20 protein-coding genes are annotated in these 15,561 nt (G+C 34.9%); 17 read left to right on the plus strand and 3 right to left on the minus strand.

The window, feature by feature from the left end:
• Window positions 1–53 precede the first annotated feature (53 nt).
• The 4 genes from AC1VAQ_RS11475 to AC1VAQ_RS11490 all read left to right on the plus strand — a co-directional run bounded on the left by AC1VAQ_RS11475 (window position 54) and on the right by AC1VAQ_RS11490 (window position 2,627).
• On the plus strand, window positions 54–1,106 hold the full coding sequence (locus AC1VAQ_RS11475) for a hypothetical protein (RefSeq protein ID WP_479903925.1): 1,053 nt from the start codon (window positions 54–56) through the stop codon (window positions 1,104–1,106).
• A gap of 24 nt (window positions 1,107–1,130) precedes the next feature.
• On the plus strand, window positions 1,131–1,490 hold the full coding sequence (locus AC1VAQ_RS11480) for a hypothetical protein (RefSeq protein ID WP_479903926.1): 360 nt from the start codon (window positions 1,131–1,133) through the stop codon (window positions 1,488–1,490).
• Window positions 1,490–2,017 (plus strand): hypothetical protein, encoded by a 528-nt coding sequence (locus tag AC1VAQ_RS11485; protein ID WP_479903927.1) that lies wholly within the window; start codon window positions 1,490–1,492, stop codon window positions 2,015–2,017. The genes AC1VAQ_RS11480 and AC1VAQ_RS11485 overlap by 1 nt, the downstream gene beginning before the upstream one ends.
• A gap of 340 nt (window positions 2,018–2,357) precedes the next feature.
• Window positions 2,358–2,627: an RNA polymerase sigma factor gene (locus AC1VAQ_RS11490; protein WP_479903928.1), complete on the plus strand. Its 270-nt coding sequence runs from the start codon at window positions 2,358–2,360 to the stop codon at window positions 2,625–2,627.
• Window positions 2,628–2,934: 307 nt separating this feature from the next.
• Here AC1VAQ_RS11490 and AC1VAQ_RS11495 read toward each other — a convergent pair whose 3' ends face one another.
• Window positions 2,935–4,164 carry an IS256 family transposase gene (locus AC1VAQ_RS11495; protein ID WP_479903929.1) on the minus strand — a complete coding sequence of 410 codons (1,230 nt, stop codon included), beginning with the start codon at window positions 4,162–4,164 and terminating at the stop codon, window positions 2,935–2,937.
• A gap of 175 nt (window positions 4,165–4,339) precedes the next feature.
• Window positions 4,340–4,735, minus strand: a complete 396-nt coding sequence (locus AC1VAQ_RS11500) for a hypothetical protein (RefSeq protein WP_479903930.1) — start codon at window positions 4,733–4,735, stop codon at window positions 4,340–4,342.
• Between the two features lie 209 nt (window positions 4,736–4,944).
• Between AC1VAQ_RS11500 and AC1VAQ_RS11505 the strand changes: the two genes are divergently transcribed.
• On the plus strand, window positions 4,945–8,529 hold the full coding sequence (locus AC1VAQ_RS11505; RefSeq protein WP_479903931.1) for a glycoside hydrolase family 2 TIM barrel-domain containing protein: 3,585 nt from the start codon (window positions 4,945–4,947) through the stop codon (window positions 8,527–8,529).
• Here the strand turns inward: AC1VAQ_RS11505 and AC1VAQ_RS11510 are convergent.
• Window positions 8,516–9,409 (minus strand): LysR family transcriptional regulator, encoded by an 894-nt coding sequence (locus tag AC1VAQ_RS11510; protein WP_479903932.1) that lies wholly within the window; start codon window positions 9,407–9,409, stop codon window positions 8,516–8,518. The two genes, AC1VAQ_RS11505 and AC1VAQ_RS11510, sit on opposite strands and share 14 nt — an antisense overlap.
• Window positions 9,410–9,529: 120 nt before the next feature.
• Here AC1VAQ_RS11510 and asd point away from each other — a divergent pair, with 120 nt between their 5' ends.
• The 12 genes from asd (at window position 9,530) to AC1VAQ_RS11570 (ending at window position 15,558) form a co-directional block, all read left to right on the plus strand.
• Window positions 9,530–10,627, plus strand: coding sequence for an aspartate-semialdehyde dehydrogenase (gene asd / locus AC1VAQ_RS11515; protein WP_479903933.1), 1,098 nt, complete (start codon window positions 9,530–9,532; stop codon window positions 10,625–10,627).
• A gap of 207 nt (window positions 10,628–10,834) precedes the next feature.
• Entirely contained in the window at window positions 10,835–11,440 is a 606-nt protein-coding gene (locus AC1VAQ_RS11520; protein ID WP_302598127.1) for an HAD family hydrolase, read from the plus strand.
• Between the two features lie 66 nt (window positions 11,441–11,506).
• The gene (locus tag AC1VAQ_RS11525; protein ID WP_479903934.1) at window positions 11,507–11,947 is read left to right on the plus strand and encodes a GNAT family N-acetyltransferase; all 441 of its coding nucleotides are present in this window, start codon (window positions 11,507–11,509) and stop codon (window positions 11,945–11,947) included.
• 200 nt (window positions 11,948–12,147) lie between these two features.
• Window positions 12,148–12,525 (plus strand): cytidine deaminase family protein, encoded by a 378-nt coding sequence (locus AC1VAQ_RS11530; protein ID WP_302598129.1) that lies wholly within the window; start codon window positions 12,148–12,150, stop codon window positions 12,523–12,525.
• A 21-nt stretch (window positions 12,526–12,546) separates the two neighbouring features.
• Window positions 12,547–12,681, plus strand: a complete 135-nt coding sequence (locus tag AC1VAQ_RS11535) for a hypothetical protein (RefSeq protein WP_302598130.1) — start codon at window positions 12,547–12,549, stop codon at window positions 12,679–12,681.
• A gap of 69 nt (window positions 12,682–12,750) precedes the next feature.
• Entirely contained in the window at window positions 12,751–12,921 is a 171-nt protein-coding gene (locus AC1VAQ_RS11540; RefSeq protein ID WP_479903935.1) for a hypothetical protein, read from the plus strand.
• A 65-nt stretch (window positions 12,922–12,986) separates the two neighbouring features.
• Window positions 12,987–13,433, plus strand: coding sequence for a hypothetical protein (locus AC1VAQ_RS11545; protein ID WP_302598132.1), 447 nt, complete (start codon window positions 12,987–12,989; stop codon window positions 13,431–13,433).
• 150 nt (window positions 13,434–13,583) lie between these two features.
• Complete coding sequence (locus AC1VAQ_RS11550) at window positions 13,584–14,357, plus strand: class I SAM-dependent methyltransferase (protein ID WP_479903936.1); 774 nt, start codon at window positions 13,584–13,586, stop codon at window positions 14,355–14,357.
• A gap of 233 nt (window positions 14,358–14,590) precedes the next feature.
• Window positions 14,591–14,746, plus strand: a complete 156-nt coding sequence (locus tag AC1VAQ_RS11555; RefSeq protein ID WP_302598134.1) for a hypothetical protein — start codon at window positions 14,591–14,593, stop codon at window positions 14,744–14,746.
• Entirely contained in the window at window positions 14,733–15,158 is a 426-nt protein-coding gene (locus AC1VAQ_RS11560) for a GNAT family N-acetyltransferase (protein WP_479903942.1), read from the plus strand. The genes AC1VAQ_RS11555 and AC1VAQ_RS11560 overlap by 14 nt, the downstream gene beginning before the upstream one ends.
• 47 nt (window positions 15,159–15,205) lie before the next feature.
• Window positions 15,206–15,346 (plus strand): hypothetical protein, encoded by a 141-nt coding sequence (locus AC1VAQ_RS11565; protein WP_479903937.1) that lies wholly within the window; start codon window positions 15,206–15,208, stop codon window positions 15,344–15,346.
• Window positions 15,337–15,558 carry a hypothetical protein gene (locus AC1VAQ_RS11570; protein ID WP_302598136.1) on the plus strand — a complete coding sequence of 74 codons (222 nt, stop codon included), beginning with the start codon at window positions 15,337–15,339 and terminating at the stop codon, window positions 15,556–15,558. Before AC1VAQ_RS11565 ends, AC1VAQ_RS11570 begins: the two co-directional genes overlap by 10 nt.
• Window positions 15,559–15,561: the final 3 nt, after the last annotated feature.

Genomic DNA, 15,561 nt, shown 5'->3' on the forward strand with positions numbered 1-15,561 from the left:
TAAAAATGAATTAATATAGTGTTATGTACTTTACAATATGTAAGGAGAAGTTTATGCTAAAACAACTATATACACAAGCAAATTTCTTAAGTTTAACTAATGAAGATATAGTAATGATACAAGAACACCTAGATTTAAATTTAGAAGATGAAGAAGATATATATAAGTATCTTTATGATAATATGAATACATTGGAGCAAAATCCAGAAGTTGATGAGATTATTTCAAAAAAGCTTTTGGCAGGTCAATGTACTGTAAAATGGTTTAAATACGAATATAATGATGAATTTTCAAAAGAAGTGTTAAAAGAAAAATTAGAATCAGTAGATATAGGATTCAATGCAAATATTAATCAAAGAGGACAACAAGATAATATAGATAACATAGTTAGCATAATTAAAGAAGGAACACAATATATTATAAAGATATTTATACAAGATGGGTATAAAAGGATTAATAATGGGTTAGAATCAAGAAAAGAATTATTTATTAGAGATGTAGTGGTAAATATTAATATAGATGAATGTTGGGTAGAAATTAGAGCTAAGAACAACCAGTGTAAAAGAATTGAACAGATTCTTAGTGAAAAGGTTGGTTTAAAAGAACTGAAAGAAGTTGAATTGTTATCTAACTATCATAATGATGTAAATGAATTTAAAAATAGTTTATATAATGGATTTTACCTACACTATAAGGCTATGCCATCTGAAGTGATAGAATTGACGCAGGATGATGGAATTGCTATGGTAAAAATAATAAATTCAATTGATGAATATTTTAATGACAATGATGGTAATAAGTTATTAGAGAGATTACAGACTATATCACTTGATATAGAAGGATTATCTTTAGTTTCTATACTTTTAGCTGGAATTGATAATATGGGCGTAAAACTAAGAAATGACAGTATAGTAGATATGAGTGAACAATCATTATATACAGTATTAAAAGATCATTTAATTGAAGATAGTAGTTATATTAGATTTTCAATAGAACCTAATGGGGCACTTTATACTATGCAATTAGGGTTAAATACAAAAAATATAGTTTTTAGAACATCTGTTACGGAGGAAGTTATTTCTTATATTAGAGATAAAGTTTTATAAATTTAATGAAAAGGAGGAAGGCTTATGTCAGGGTTCAATACTAATGCAGTTGAAATAGAAGAGTATATAAGAGAGATGGCAAAGAAAGATAGAATAAAGGCATTTTATCCACAAACTATTAGTAGAAAATTAAATATTCCTATAGATATTGTATGGGCACAACTGATGACATTAAGCAATCAAGGGGGAAGAATACATTTACAGTATGAAGTAAAATGTTTAGAGGATCTTAATACTTTAACAACAGTTGAAGAGTGTAAAGCAATAATAGGTAAGGAGTTAACTTGTGAAATATGTGGAGAAAGGATAGAAGTTACGTATAATAATTTATATCCTATATTTCGTATAGATGAAGAATATAAGAGGTGTGTAAAAAAAAAGTAGTGTCTAATAGAAGAACATTAGATACTGCAAGTAATAATGATATGCTATCACTTGTTGAATTAAATAAGTTAATTCAAAAATCAAGCGGTAATAATATATTTATTACAATTGCAGGAGGAGATATTATGATGGAATCAGAAAAAATGGGAATTAGTATGTCTCAAAATATAGCTAATAATAGTGGAACAGCTAATATGGCAGCAGGAAGCATTGTATCTACTAATTATACAACTCAAGGTAGTAAAGAAGACATTAATACAGTGTTAGAGAATCTTAGAAACCTAATTAACAGTGGTGATTTTAGTCAAGAAGACAAAGAAAGTGTAGTAGATGATATAGATACTATTCAGGAACAAATTAATAATACTTCTGGAGACTCTGGAAAGGTTAAAACTAAATTAAAAAAGGCATTAGCAGGAATTAAGGTGTTTATAAGTAATATGCCATCTAATATAGCAACAGCAACAGCAATAGTAACTCAAGCTAATGATTTATATGAAAAGATAAAACCAATTATAGGACAGTAAAGAGGTTTACATAGGGTTGTAAATAAAAATAGAAAATGCTATACTAAGTCCAGTAGCTAGATTATATAATAATCTAGTGCATATGATCGGACAAATTAATAATTTCAAGGTGTACAAGCACCAAGTAACTGAAGCGGTAAGGCTCTGGACTCTGACTCCAGTACCTTAACATTAAAATAAAGCACCTCATTGTAAATTACTGAATATCAGTAGCTTGCAATGGGGTGCTTTTGATTTATAGTATATAATAAAGCTAGAAAATGAAATATTATAAAATATAACCCAACCTTTTTTTAACTTTAGTGTCTATTAAAGTGTAAAGCACTTTATAGAGGAGAATATGGGTAAAAAACAAGTAGAACAAATAGTAAGTGAATATCTGAAGAAGATCTATGGCTTTATGCTTAAGAAGACGGGAAATTTACAAGATGCAGAGGATTTGGTACAGGAAACAGTTTTGAAGTTATATCGCATGCTACTTATAAATGAAATTGATAATATTTCAGCATATGTTTGGCGGGTGGCACGACACAATTTTTTAGAACCACATTATCTCAAAACATTGCTTATTGTGTATGGCAGGAAGGGGCTATATAAAAATAGAAGGTAATCCCCATAAGCAATTTGTAACATCCTTGCAGATTGTATGGGTACGTGATAAGAAAGTCAGAGCGAATTTATTGGAGCTAGACTATAAGTTAAGGTTAAGGTAAATTATGTAAAGGCAGTGCTGCAAGAAACGGGCCTATGAAAAAATCTCTGTAAATACTTTCTATGATAATTGAATAAGGGTAGAAATGGCATACTTGACCATTTCTGCCGTGGCTATACTATAGCCTGTAGAAAATAAGCATGTCAAGGGCACCCTCGTATGAGGGTGTTTATTTTACCCTTGATATGCTTTTTTCGAAAGGCTACTACAATGGTAGCCTACCTTCGAACATAATACTCAGCTCACCGTATACTTTACCCCAGTTTCGAAGTGGCATAGACCATTTCTTAGTTGCCTCAAAGGTCGCTAAATACAGTGCTTTGAGCAGGGCTGTATCACTTGGAAATACGCTTCTCTGGCGATTAAGTTTTCTGTAGGTACTATTAAGGCTCTCTATAGCATTTGTTGTATAGATGACCTTTCTTACGTCCGCAGAAAACTTAAAGATGGGGCTAATAACATCCCAGTTCGTTTCCCAACTCTTCATGGCATAGGGATACTGTTCATGCCATTTTTCAGCTATTTCTTGCATCACTGCATAGCCTTGTTCCTCACTTACTGCATGATAGATTTTCTTTAAGTCTGCTGCAAAAGCTTTCTTATCCTTCTCAGAAACGTACTTTAAGGTATTTCTAACCTGATGTACAATGCAACGTTGGTATTCAGTGTTTGGAAAAGCTACGTTAATGGATTCCTTTATGCCTGAAAGACCATCCGCACATAATACTAAAATATCATTAACACCTCTATTTTTGAGTTCATTAAGCACACCTAACCAGTACTTACTACTTTCATTTTGGCCTACCTGAATGCTAAGCACCTCTTTATGCCCATCCATTGTAACACCAAGAATAACATAAGCTGCTAGTTTACGAATGACATGATTCTCTTTAACAGAGAAATGAACAGCATCAATAAATACAATAGGATAAACAGATGCAAGTGCACGATGCTGCCAGTCTTCAATCTCAGGTAATAGCTTATCTGTTACATCAGATACAAAGCCCTCACTTACTTCAAAGCCATAAATGTCTTCAATTTGCTCTGAAATTTGTCTGGTTGTAAGACCTTTAGCATACATAGCGATAATTTTTTCGTCTATTTGTGAAATATCCTTTTGTCTCTTGTGAACAATCTGTGGTTCAAATGAACTTTCACGATCTTGAGGTACTTCAAGTTGTACTTCACCATAATGACTTCTAACAGCCTTAGGCTTATAGCCGTTACGTGAGTTGGTATTATTAGAACGTTGATGAGCTTCATAGCCTAGATGATGATCCATTTCCGTTTCCATCATTTCCTTAATCGTACCACCCAGTAAATCTTTAAGTGCATCTTGAATATCTTGAGCACTTTGAATGTTATACTCATTAATCAATCCCTTAATAATATTCTTTTTACCTTCACTTAAATTTTCTCTTTTCCTTCGTCCCATAAAAAACAGCCTTCTATGAATTTATTTTATCATAGAAAGCTGTACTAGAATTTAAATTTACAGACTTTTCTTCACACACTCCAAGAAACACCTAAATAGCTTTATAAAATGCAAAAGTTTAATTTACAACAGATCTTCCGCTCAGATGAGTGGTTTTTAGTTATAGAAATTAAGATTAATCTAAGTATAAATCAATGTAAGCTAGTCCAAATTGTCTTTCATCTCCTAAATCTAGAGTCACCTTATAAATGTTGCCTTTCTTTAAATCCATTTCAATAAATGGATAATATCCTTCAGATCTAAAACCGACGCATCCTTCATTAATTAACTCATTAGTTTTAACATTATAAACTTCATAATTTGCATTTACAAGAAACTTAGAGACACTAAAAGTATGATAGGCGGTTTGCGTAGGTGAAATATAAAAGGTGTATTTTCCATCACTTATAATATTTTCAAAGAAATGGGGGCCGTTTAGTTGTTTGTTATACCCAAAGATAAGTAGTAGGACAACAAGTAGAATACCTATTAGTGGCAGTTTTTTTGCATATTGGCGGAACTGAATTTTCATTAAATGATAATCTCCTTATAAGTAGTAGTAAGTGTAGAAAATGGCAATAAACATTGATTTTATTATATTAGAGAAAATGAAAATTTGGTATATAAACAATTTATAAAAAATTAGATAAATATATTTGGAATCTATAAAAAATAATCAATTAATATGCTAAACTGTTAAAAAGGCTATTTATTAAAATTTATAAATTTTTGGGGGCAAAGATGAAAAGTAGAATGTTATTTAATGAAGGCTGGATGTTTACAAAACAACCTTTAGATACGAGTTTACAAGAAATCAATGGCAGGCAAGCGTGTTTCAAACCAGTCAGCATACCTCATGATTGGCTTATAGAGGACACACATAATTTATATGAAAATAGCACAGGTTGGTATAAAAAAGTTTTTAGTTTGAAAAAGAAGGAAGGAGCTATTTATTTACTTCGTTTTGATGGTGTTTATATGGATAGCACAATCTATGTCAATGATATAAAGGTAGGGGAGTGGAAGTATGGCTACTCTGCCTTTGAAGTGGATTTAACAGCTGCACTTAAAGATGGAGAAAATGAGATTAAGGTCAGTGTAAGGCATGAAAGTCCTAATAGCAGATGGTATAGTGGGGCAGGAATTTATAGAGATGTATGGTTTAAGGAAGTAGAAGAGAGTCATTTGGTTTCAGATGGCATTTATATTACAGCTACGCCAGAAGATGAAGCTGAATTAGGGGGAGTATGGAAGGTAGAAATAGATACAGAGGTAGTCTGCAAAAAAGAAGTGACCTTATGTTATCGTCTTATACATAAAAATTCAGGTGAGGAAGTTAGCCTCTTAGCGGCAAAAGGCAATGCAGCAGCAGGGCAGGTTGAAAGCAGTTCGGCTGCAATGAAGGTTTTGCCAGCAGAAGGCGTGGTAAACGTGCAAAGTACTTTTTATGTAAGTGCACCTAATCTATGGGATATTGGAAATCCACAGTGTTATATTTTAAAGGCAGCTTTAATGTGTAACGAAGAAGTCCTTCAAGAAGAAAATGTTCAATTTGGTTTTAGGACGATTACATTTAAGACGGATAGCGGCTTTTATTTAAATCATAAACATGTGAAATTAAATGGCGTGTGTGAGCATCATGATTTAGGCGCTTTAGGTGCAGCGTATTATGAGTCAGCTATGCGTAGGAAGTTTGAGACCTTAATGGCTATGGGTGTAAATGCTCTTAGAACCTCACATAATATGCCAGCTGAAAATGTCATGATGTTGGCAGATGAAATGGGGATTTTAGTGGTGGCAGAGGCCTTTGATATGTGGGAGCGTTCAAAGACAACCTATGATTATGCTAGATTCTTTAATGATTGGTATAAAAAAGATGTAGCAAGCTGGATTCGCCGTGACCGTAATCATCCAAGTGTCATTATGTGGAGCATTGGAAATGAGATTTATGATACCCATGAGAGTGAAAGGGGACAGGTTGTCACAAAGTTCCTTTTAGAAGAAGTAAGAAAACATGATCCGAAGCATCATGCCCCTGTGACTATAGGTTCGAACTATATGCCTTGGGAAAATGCACAGAAGTGTGCGGATATTGTTAAAATGGCAGGCTACAATTATGGGGAAAAATATTATGATGCACATCGTGAAAAATATCCGGATTGGATTATTTATGGCAGTGAAACAGCCTCCGTTGTACAAAGCCGTGGGATTTATCATTTCCCATTTAACAAAGCTATACTTTCAGATGATGATGAGCAGTGCTCTGCATTAGGTAATTCAACAACAAGCTGGGGTGCACCCTCTCCAGAATTTTGTATTATTCATGAAAGAGATACAGCGTATTCTTGTGGTCAGTTTATTTGGACAGGATTTGATTATATAGGAGAGCCTACACCTTATCATACAAAGAACTCTTACTTTGGGCAGATTGATACTGCTGGTTTCCCTAAAGATTCTTATTATATTTATCAGGCTGAATGGACGGATTATAAAGAGGCACCTATGGTTCATGTTTTCCCTTATTGGGACTTTAATGAAGGGCAATTAATAGATATTCGTGTATGTTCTAATGCAGCAAGGGTTGCGTTATTCTTTAATGGAGAGAGTCAAGGTACTTTTGATATTGACCATCAAAAGGGCAAACAGCTTTTAGGCCATTGGCAGATTCCCTACAAAGAAGGCGTGCTAGAAGCGGTAGCATATGATGAGGAAGGCCGTATTATTGCAAGGGAATGTAGGAAATCCTTTGGAGAAGCGGCAAGTATTGTAATGCAGCCTAATAAAATGCAGCTGTTAAATGACAGTAAAGATTTAGTCTTTATAGAAATCAGCATGGTAGATGAAAATGGTAATCCAGTAGAAAATGCCAATAACCGCGTACAAGTGGCAGTAAGTAACGGCGGTAAACTTATGGGCCTTGATAATGGGGACAGTACAGACTGGGATTCCTATAAAGGCAACAGTAGACGTTTATTCTCAGGCAAACTTTTAGCAATCGTTGCAGCAGATAAAAATTATCAAGGAGAGCATATAGAAGTTACAGTTAGCGCGTTACATATGCCAAGTACAAAACTTAAATTGCAAGTCATACAACAGGTGGTACTGCAAAATGAGTCACAGGAATTAGTAGCAGGAGAAGCCCAAGAAGAAATACAACAAGTAGCAGGAAAAAGAGAAGTGGTAGAGACGACAGAAGTAGAGGCCATAAATAATTTAGAAGAAGTTCCAGTAAGAAAAATTGAGATTATAAGTCCGAGTGGCAATAAGTTAAATGAAAATCTGCAAGAAGTAGAAATCACTGCTAAGCTTTATCCGGATTATGCAACTTATAGGGATATAATCTGGCAAGTGGTAGATGACAGCGGCATCCCATCTAATTTAGCAATATTAGAAGTAGAGGATGATATGGCAGCAGGGAGTCAAATAGAACCTGAAGCAGGACATAAAGCAAAACTTAAAGCCTTAGGTGATGGCAGCTTTAGAGTCAGATGTTTATCAAAAAATGGCTGTGAGAAGGTACACCTTATTTCTCAATTAGACTTCACAGTTACTGGATTAGGTCAGGCCTATCTTGATCCGTATGACTTTATTAGTGGGGGTGTCTATGACTTTGCAAAAGGTGAAGTAACGAGTGGCAATGAAAAAGGTGTGGCGACAGCAAGAGATGGTCAGACAGAAGTAGGGTTCCATAATATTGATTTTGGGGCCTATGGCAGTGATGAAATAACACTCCCTATTTTTGCATTAGATAGTAAAGCCTATGATATTGAAATTTGGGAGGGCATGCCAGGAGAAGAAAGCAGTGAAAAGGTTGCACAGGTTGTTTATCAAAAGCCTTCTATCTGGAATGTTTATCAAGAGGAAACATATAAGTTAAATAAACGCATCCGTGGGATTAGCAGCATTTGTTTCGTACTTAAGGATAAAGTGCATATCAAGGGCTTCTCATTTAAAAAGTATAATCGTGCCCTTGAGCAGCTGGGGGCTAATGAATGTGACCATATTTATGGCGATCAGTTTAATGTAACCCAAGATGAGATAAGAGAGATTGGAAATAATGTAACTATTGCCTTTGAAAATATGGACTTTGGAGAAAAAGGCGTAAGTAAGCTTACGATTTGCGGGGAGTCTCCAATTGATAAAAACTCAATTCATCTCCGTTCTAATAATGGAGAGGAAGAAGAAAAGCAATTGTTGGAGTTCTTATATAGTGAAGGTGAGGCCATTAGAACTTATGAAATTAAGAAGATGACAGGTCTACAGAATATTTCATTTGTATTCTTGCCAGGCAGTAATTTTAATTTCAAATGGTTTAAATTTGAATAAGAAGCTGCTTTTTGCAAAGTTCAATAAAGGCATGCAAAGCTGGGGAAACCCATTTGCTTTTGTGATAAAGGACCTGGGAGATAATCTCAAAATCTGGGCCGTACCAGTTTAGGGGGAGGAGTTTGCCACTGGCAAGTTCATCTGTAACGGCAATTTTGGGTAGCAGGCATAACCCAAGTCCACTCATAGTAAAGAGTTTGATGGCATGAATACTGCCTGACTCTAGTGTGATATGAGGGGTAACACCTGCATCTTTTAAAATACGTTCGAAGGCAGCACGATAACTACAGCCGATTTCTGTTAATATAAGGGATTCTCCTTCTAAATCTTGAGGGAGAATCTTTTCTTTTTGTAATAAAGGATGCCCTGGATAGGCTAGGAGCACCATAGGTTCATCAGATTCAATTTCAGAAATGAATTCACTGCTTTCTATTTTTGCCCCTAATGAAAATGCCACATCTATAAGGTTGTCATTTAAAAAATGTCTGAAGTCAGCACAGCTTCCAAACTTCAATGAAATTTCTACCTCCGGATAAAGCTGACGATATTCTTTAATAATTTCAGGTAGGCGAATGACACAGAGAGATTCAGCAACCCCAATAGTAAGAAGTCCTTTAGGGGTAGTATCTTCACTGATATTATTTTTGATATCGGTTGAAAGGCGTAACATTTGTCTAGCATAAGGGATAAGTTTTTTACCTTCATGCGTTAAGAAAATATTTTTGCCCATGCGCTCAAAGAGTTTCACTCCCAACTCTTCTTCTAACAATTTAATCTGCGTGGTAATAGAAGACTGGGCATAATTCAGTTCTTCAGCAGCCTTAGTAAAGCTTTGCAATTTACTGATTGTAAGGAAAGTAGTAAGTTGCTTTAGATCCATTTCAAAACCTCCTATCAAAATAATTGAATGAAGCTATCTATATTATCAATTTTACTAATACTTAGTTTTAGCATATGCTAATAAAAAAGAAAATTCAATTATTTTTAAGGGGGTAATGGTATGAAAAGAAAATTCCAAGTGGGTGTGATTGGGGCAACAGGTATGGTTGGACAACGCTTTCTTTTACTCTTAGAAAATCATCCTTGGTTTGAAGTAAAAGTTTTAGCAGCCAGCAAGAAGTCAGCAGGACAAAGTTATGAGAAAGCAGTTAAAGATAGGTGGAAAATGACAGTTCCTATTCCAGAAAAATATAAGAAGATGATTGTAGAAGATGGGGAAGATGTAGCGTTTATAAGTAAGCAAGTGGATTTTGTATTTTGTGCTATTTCTTTAGAAAAATCTAAGACGAAAGCCTTAGAAGAAGCTTATGCAAAAGCTGAGATTCCAGTCATCTCAAATAACTCGGCTAACCGATATGAAAATGATGTGCCTATGCTGATTCCTGAAATTAATGGTAATCATATAGAAGTGATTGAAGCACAAAGGAAGCGCCTTGGAACAAAGAGAGGATTCATCGTTGTGAAGCCAAATTGCTCGATTCAAAGTTATGTGCCGCCTATTTCAGCTTTGATGAACTTTGAGCCAGAGAAGATTTTAGCTTGTACGTATCAGGCAATATCAGGCTCAGGAAAATCCTTTAAAGAATGTCCTGAAATCGTAGATAATGTAATACCTTCTATTCCAGGAGAAGAAGAAAAAAGTGAACAGGAACCCCTTAAAATCTGGGGACATGTGGCAGAAGGAAAGATAGTGAATGCCAAGGCGCCACTAATCACAACGCAGTGCATTAGAGTTCCCGTTTCGGATGGTCATTTAGCAGCAGTGTATGTAAGTTTCAAGAAAAAGCCTTCTAAAGAGGAAATTTTAGACGCCATTAATCATTATAAAGTGAATTCAATAGCAAAAGATTTACCAAGTGCACCTGAGAAGTTTCTATATTATATGGAAGAGGCAAACAGGCCACAAACTAAATTAGATAGAGAGTTTGGACATGGGATGAGCATTACGATTGGCAGATTAAGAGCAGATACGCTATTTGACTATAAGTTTGTGTGTTTGTCACATAATACATTAAGAGGGGCTGCAGGCGGCGGTGTATTATCAGCCGAATATTTAGCAGCAGCAGGGTATCTGGTGCCAAGACTTGAGCTTGAATAAGAAAAATTTAATTAAAATCAATTTTAAAGAGATTAAGTTTTTGAATAGCCACTCTAGCAAAATTAAAATGCTAGGGTGGTTATGTTATTTTGAAAATATTCGGAATATGTTATACTGAGTGTAATGATTGGAGCAACAGATTTTTAATTGGGATACTATAAAGCTATGAAAAAATAAATATGGGATTTTCAAGAGGGGGATTGTGTTATGAAAGCTATAGTATTAGATATGTATGGTGTAATCGTAAAGCAGACGGGTGATGACTTTGTGCCATATGTTCAGCAGACGTTTCCTGATTTAAAGCCTGAAGAAATATACACACCTTGGTTTAAAGCTGATGCAGGAGAAATAACATCTTTAGAAGTTTGGAAAAGTCTTGGATTTGAAGGGGATCTGGAGCAAATTGAAAAGGATTATTTAGATACCATAGAGCTCAATGAGAGCTTTCTTGATTTTGCAGCCACTGTAAGCAAACACTACAAGATGGCGATTATCTCAAATGATTCCAGTAGATGGAGTAAATATCTCCGAGAAAAATTTGATATTAATAAATACTTTGATGTGATTAGCATTAGTGGTGATTTAAAAATTGAAAAGCCAGATAAGCGCATCTTTCAGTTGACAATAGAACAATTGGGCTGTAAGGCAGAAGAGTGTTTATATATCGATGATAGAGAGGGAAATTTGGAAGCAGCGGGCAAAATGGGAATGCATACCGTTTTATTTAATAGCAGGCATGTTCAATTTGAAGGTGATACGGTCACTGATTTTAATCAGCTTACAGATAGGTTGTTAGGATATCGTCAAATTTAGAATAAGCTTAAGCTATTAGGAGATCATCAAAATTAGAATAAGCTTAAATTATTGGGGTGAAGGAGCATGGTACGAGAAGCAAACCAGAATGACTTAAAAGAAATATTAGAATTATACTTGTATTTACATGAAGAATCAGTTCCAGAAACGTCTAATTATTTATTAGACACATGGCATGAAATCATAAAGGATAAAAATCATCATTTGTTGGTAAATGTAGTTGATGGGAAGATTGTTTCATCATGTGTATGTGTAGTTATTCCGAATCTAACTAGAAATATACGTACCTATGCATTTATTGAAAACGTTGTGACACACAGGGATTACAGAGGAAATGGTTATGCAACAGGGTGCCTGAATGCTGCAAAACAAATAGCAGAAGAAAATAATTGCTATAAAATGATGTTGCTTACAGGGTCCAAGCAGCAGAAAACATTAGATTTTTATAAGAAAGCTGGATATAACTGTACTGATAAAACGGCTTTTATTCAATGGCTGGATATGTAGAGGGTGTAGGCTTTAATAGCGGCGAAGTGGTGGAGTATTTAGATGTACAAAATATTGCAAAGCAAACAATGGAATATGTAAAGTTAATTATTTGCCAGGAATGAAGTAAGTTGATATTAGAAAAATATGCAAGGACAGTTATTCAATCTCAGTTTAATAAGAGAGATATTTAATATTTTAGGTGGTACAGGAGGAAGCGCATGGAATTTATTGAGTTAATAAAAATTGCAACACAAACTTTAAATCCTAGAACTTTAGCGGAGGGTTCGTATGCGGGTTCTGTGGCAGCAGCATTAATAACGGATAAAGGAAATGTCTATAAAGGCGTATGCATTGATACATCTAGTTCCATGGGATTTTGTGCAGAACATGCAGCCATAGCTGCGATGATTACAGCAGGAGAAAGTAGGATTGAAAAGATTGTATCTGTATGTGATGGGGAAGGCGTAGTGGCACCTTGCGGAAGATGCAGAGAATTCATGTATCAGATCAATCATGAGAATCTAAATACAGAAGTTCAATTACATAATGAGGTTGTAAGACTGAAAGAGTTACTGCCTCATATTTGGAAGGACTAGTTTAATCAAGGGGGAATCATTATGGCAAATAACGTTAAGGTATATGAAGAAAGACTAAGAGGGGCCATGATTAATCATGATTGCGAGGAATTAGATAAGCTAGAGTCAGAAAAACTGCAATTTGTTAATCATAGGGGACAAATGATTACTAAGTAAGATGATATTGAGGCGCATATTTTATCAGTAGCTGAAACAGATGAGGGGCAAAGCGTGACGGGAAATACTATGCAGTTTTGCTTACATTATGTAGAAGGTGAAGAAGATAAAGTAAGACATGCATATAAGATGCTTCAAGAAGGCAGTAAGATTTTAATGCTATTAGGGCCTTGTGATTTTAGTCCCTTATGTACAGACTTTATTGATAAATTTGGCGTTAGATGGTGCCTCTTTATATAGAAAGCTTTAGTGATTGAAGGAAAGAAGTAAGATTATATTTCACATGATAAGGGAGATTAGAGTTTATGGATAAGGAGACTTTAAAAAGTGTAAAAGAGTATTATCGCGTTATGGAAGAAAGCATTAAGGACTTACCTATTGAAACACAAGAAAAACTGTATAAACCTTGTGGGATTAATTGTGCAAAGGGCTTTGTTTTAAAAGAGCAGAAAAGACAATTTGAAGAATGTCATGGCGATTTGGATTTACAGTATGAAAGGTATGGTAACTCAGAATACTTCTTTGGAAAAGTTATAGAAAAGGGGCATGTTTATGAAATAGGGTATCCAAGATGCCTTTGCTACATGGTTGATGCGGGCTTTGCACACTTACCAGTTCATTGCGAGTGTTCGCGTCAAAGTATCCTTTATGTTTTGCAGGAATTGATGCCTGATAAGAAAATAGAAGTGCAGACAATAGAAACTGTATTATCAGGAGCTGAAAAGTGCCGTTTTCGTGTAGTGATTGAATAAAAGTAAGCTAGGGAGAACGAGAAAGTTATGATGAGTGGATTAAATAAGGAAGATATTGTGATAGGTTTGCAGCAAATGGGTATAAAGCAAGGTATGGATATTGAAGTACATAGTTCCCTAAATAACTTTAAGTTGGTAGGAGGATAATAGATGGTTGATTTTGAAAGAACCTTTGATAATGCAGCAATGGATTATGATAGAAGTCGTCTTGTGTACGGAAAAGAATTATATAATGATTTATTCAAGTATAAACAAATCCATTCTGGTAGCAAGGTACTTGAAATTGGCATTGGGACAGGAAAAGCGACGCTGCCAGTACTTGAGACAAACTGTCATTTAGTTGCAATTGAACCAGGAGAACACCTGGCAAATCTTTCAAGAGAGCAATTTCAAGCATACCCTCATTTTTCTTTATATAATGTGGCGCTACAGGACTATGTATGTCCTGCTGGTTCTTTTGACCTTATATATGCAGCGACAGCATTTCATTGGGTGCCGGAAGAATATGGTTACAAAAGAGTTTATGAATTACTAAAAAGTGGTGGGGCATTTGCCAGATTTGCTTACCACGCCGGTTCAGATAAGCAGCGAAAAGCACTTACATCAGAAATACAAGCACTTTATAAGGAGTATATGCACTGCGAAAGTGAACCTAGAGAATATTGTGGAGAGGATGCAAGAAGATTAAGTGAGATTGCAAAGAAATATGGCTTTGTTGATACGCAGTACAAACTATATCATTTCACAAAAGATTTTACAGCAGATGAGTATATGGAATTATTAAGAACCTATCCAGATCATATGGCAGTTGAGCAGCCCAATAGAGAAAAACTTTTTAATGCAATACATCATGCAATCAATAAAAGCGGCGGAATTATTACCGTATATTATACGATGGATTTACAGTTAGCAAGAAAGCTTTAGGATATAGAAATAATCTAGATATAAGCGAGTATAAATTTGATTAAGCTGGGCATATATGAATCATGATCGCCCAGAAGACAAGTTAGGCACCATTTATTTAATGCTAAAAATCCCTCCCATATTGGAAGAAGAGATTAAAATTTATAGCGTTAAGCGGAGAGGAAAGGCAGATGGAAATTTGGCTCATATTCAAGTAGTGAAGGATATCAGTATTTTGAATTGAGGTGATGAGAATGGGAAAAAAGAAAAAAGAGCATATCGTATTTGATAGGATGTTAAAAACGAAAGAAAGCATTCCCTTTTCAATAATAAATAAAAAGGTACGACAGAAAAAAGCAGATGAATTAAGGTGGGATAAGGGTGAACATAAGAAACATGACCATAGATGATTATGAGGCAGTGTATAACTTATGGCTTAATACGCCAGGAATGGGCTTAAATGATGTTGATGATTCCAAAGAGGGAATCCAAAAGTACTTGAAACGAAATCCGACGACTTGTTTTGTTGCTTTAGATCAAGACAGGATTGTAGGGGCAATTTTAAGTGGGCATGATGGCAGACGAGGCTATATAAGTCATACAGCAGTTGCGGTATCAGAAAGAAATAAGGGGATTGGCAAAGCTTTAGTAGATCATGCTATGGCAGCCATGAGAGAAGAAGGAATCGCCAAAGTAGCTTTAGTGGCTTTTAAAAAGAATGAGATAGGCAATGAATTTTGGGAACATAGAGGATTTACCGTAAGAGAAGATTTAAATTATCGTAATCTATCTTTAGTTCAGTTAACAAGGATAGATACTTAAGAAAAATCGGCAGACATTCTTTGCTGATAACACCTGAGTTTGGGAGTATGATTTGGCTAGGAGCAGTTTTGTGCGAGCAGGAGTTAAAACCTGATGCAATGAAAGAGGATATTTGCTTAAGAGCATTTGTTTTGGACGGATATAGTGTGAAAATAAACAAAAAAATAGGAGAGTATGGATGGAATTAAATGAGATAACAAATACAGTATCAACATATGTTACAAAGGTACCAGCAACAGAAAGTGCAGGACAGGTAATAGGTTTTGATAATCAGTTGATTTTAGATTTAGTGATTCAGCTTATTAATACGGCTCTTTTAATAGTGGCTGTTATTTTTATTATTTGGCTATGTATGTTAGGGATTAAGGCACTGAGGATATATATTAAAAAGAATAGCTGATTT

Source organism: Cellulosilyticum sp. (assembly GCF_982396655.1).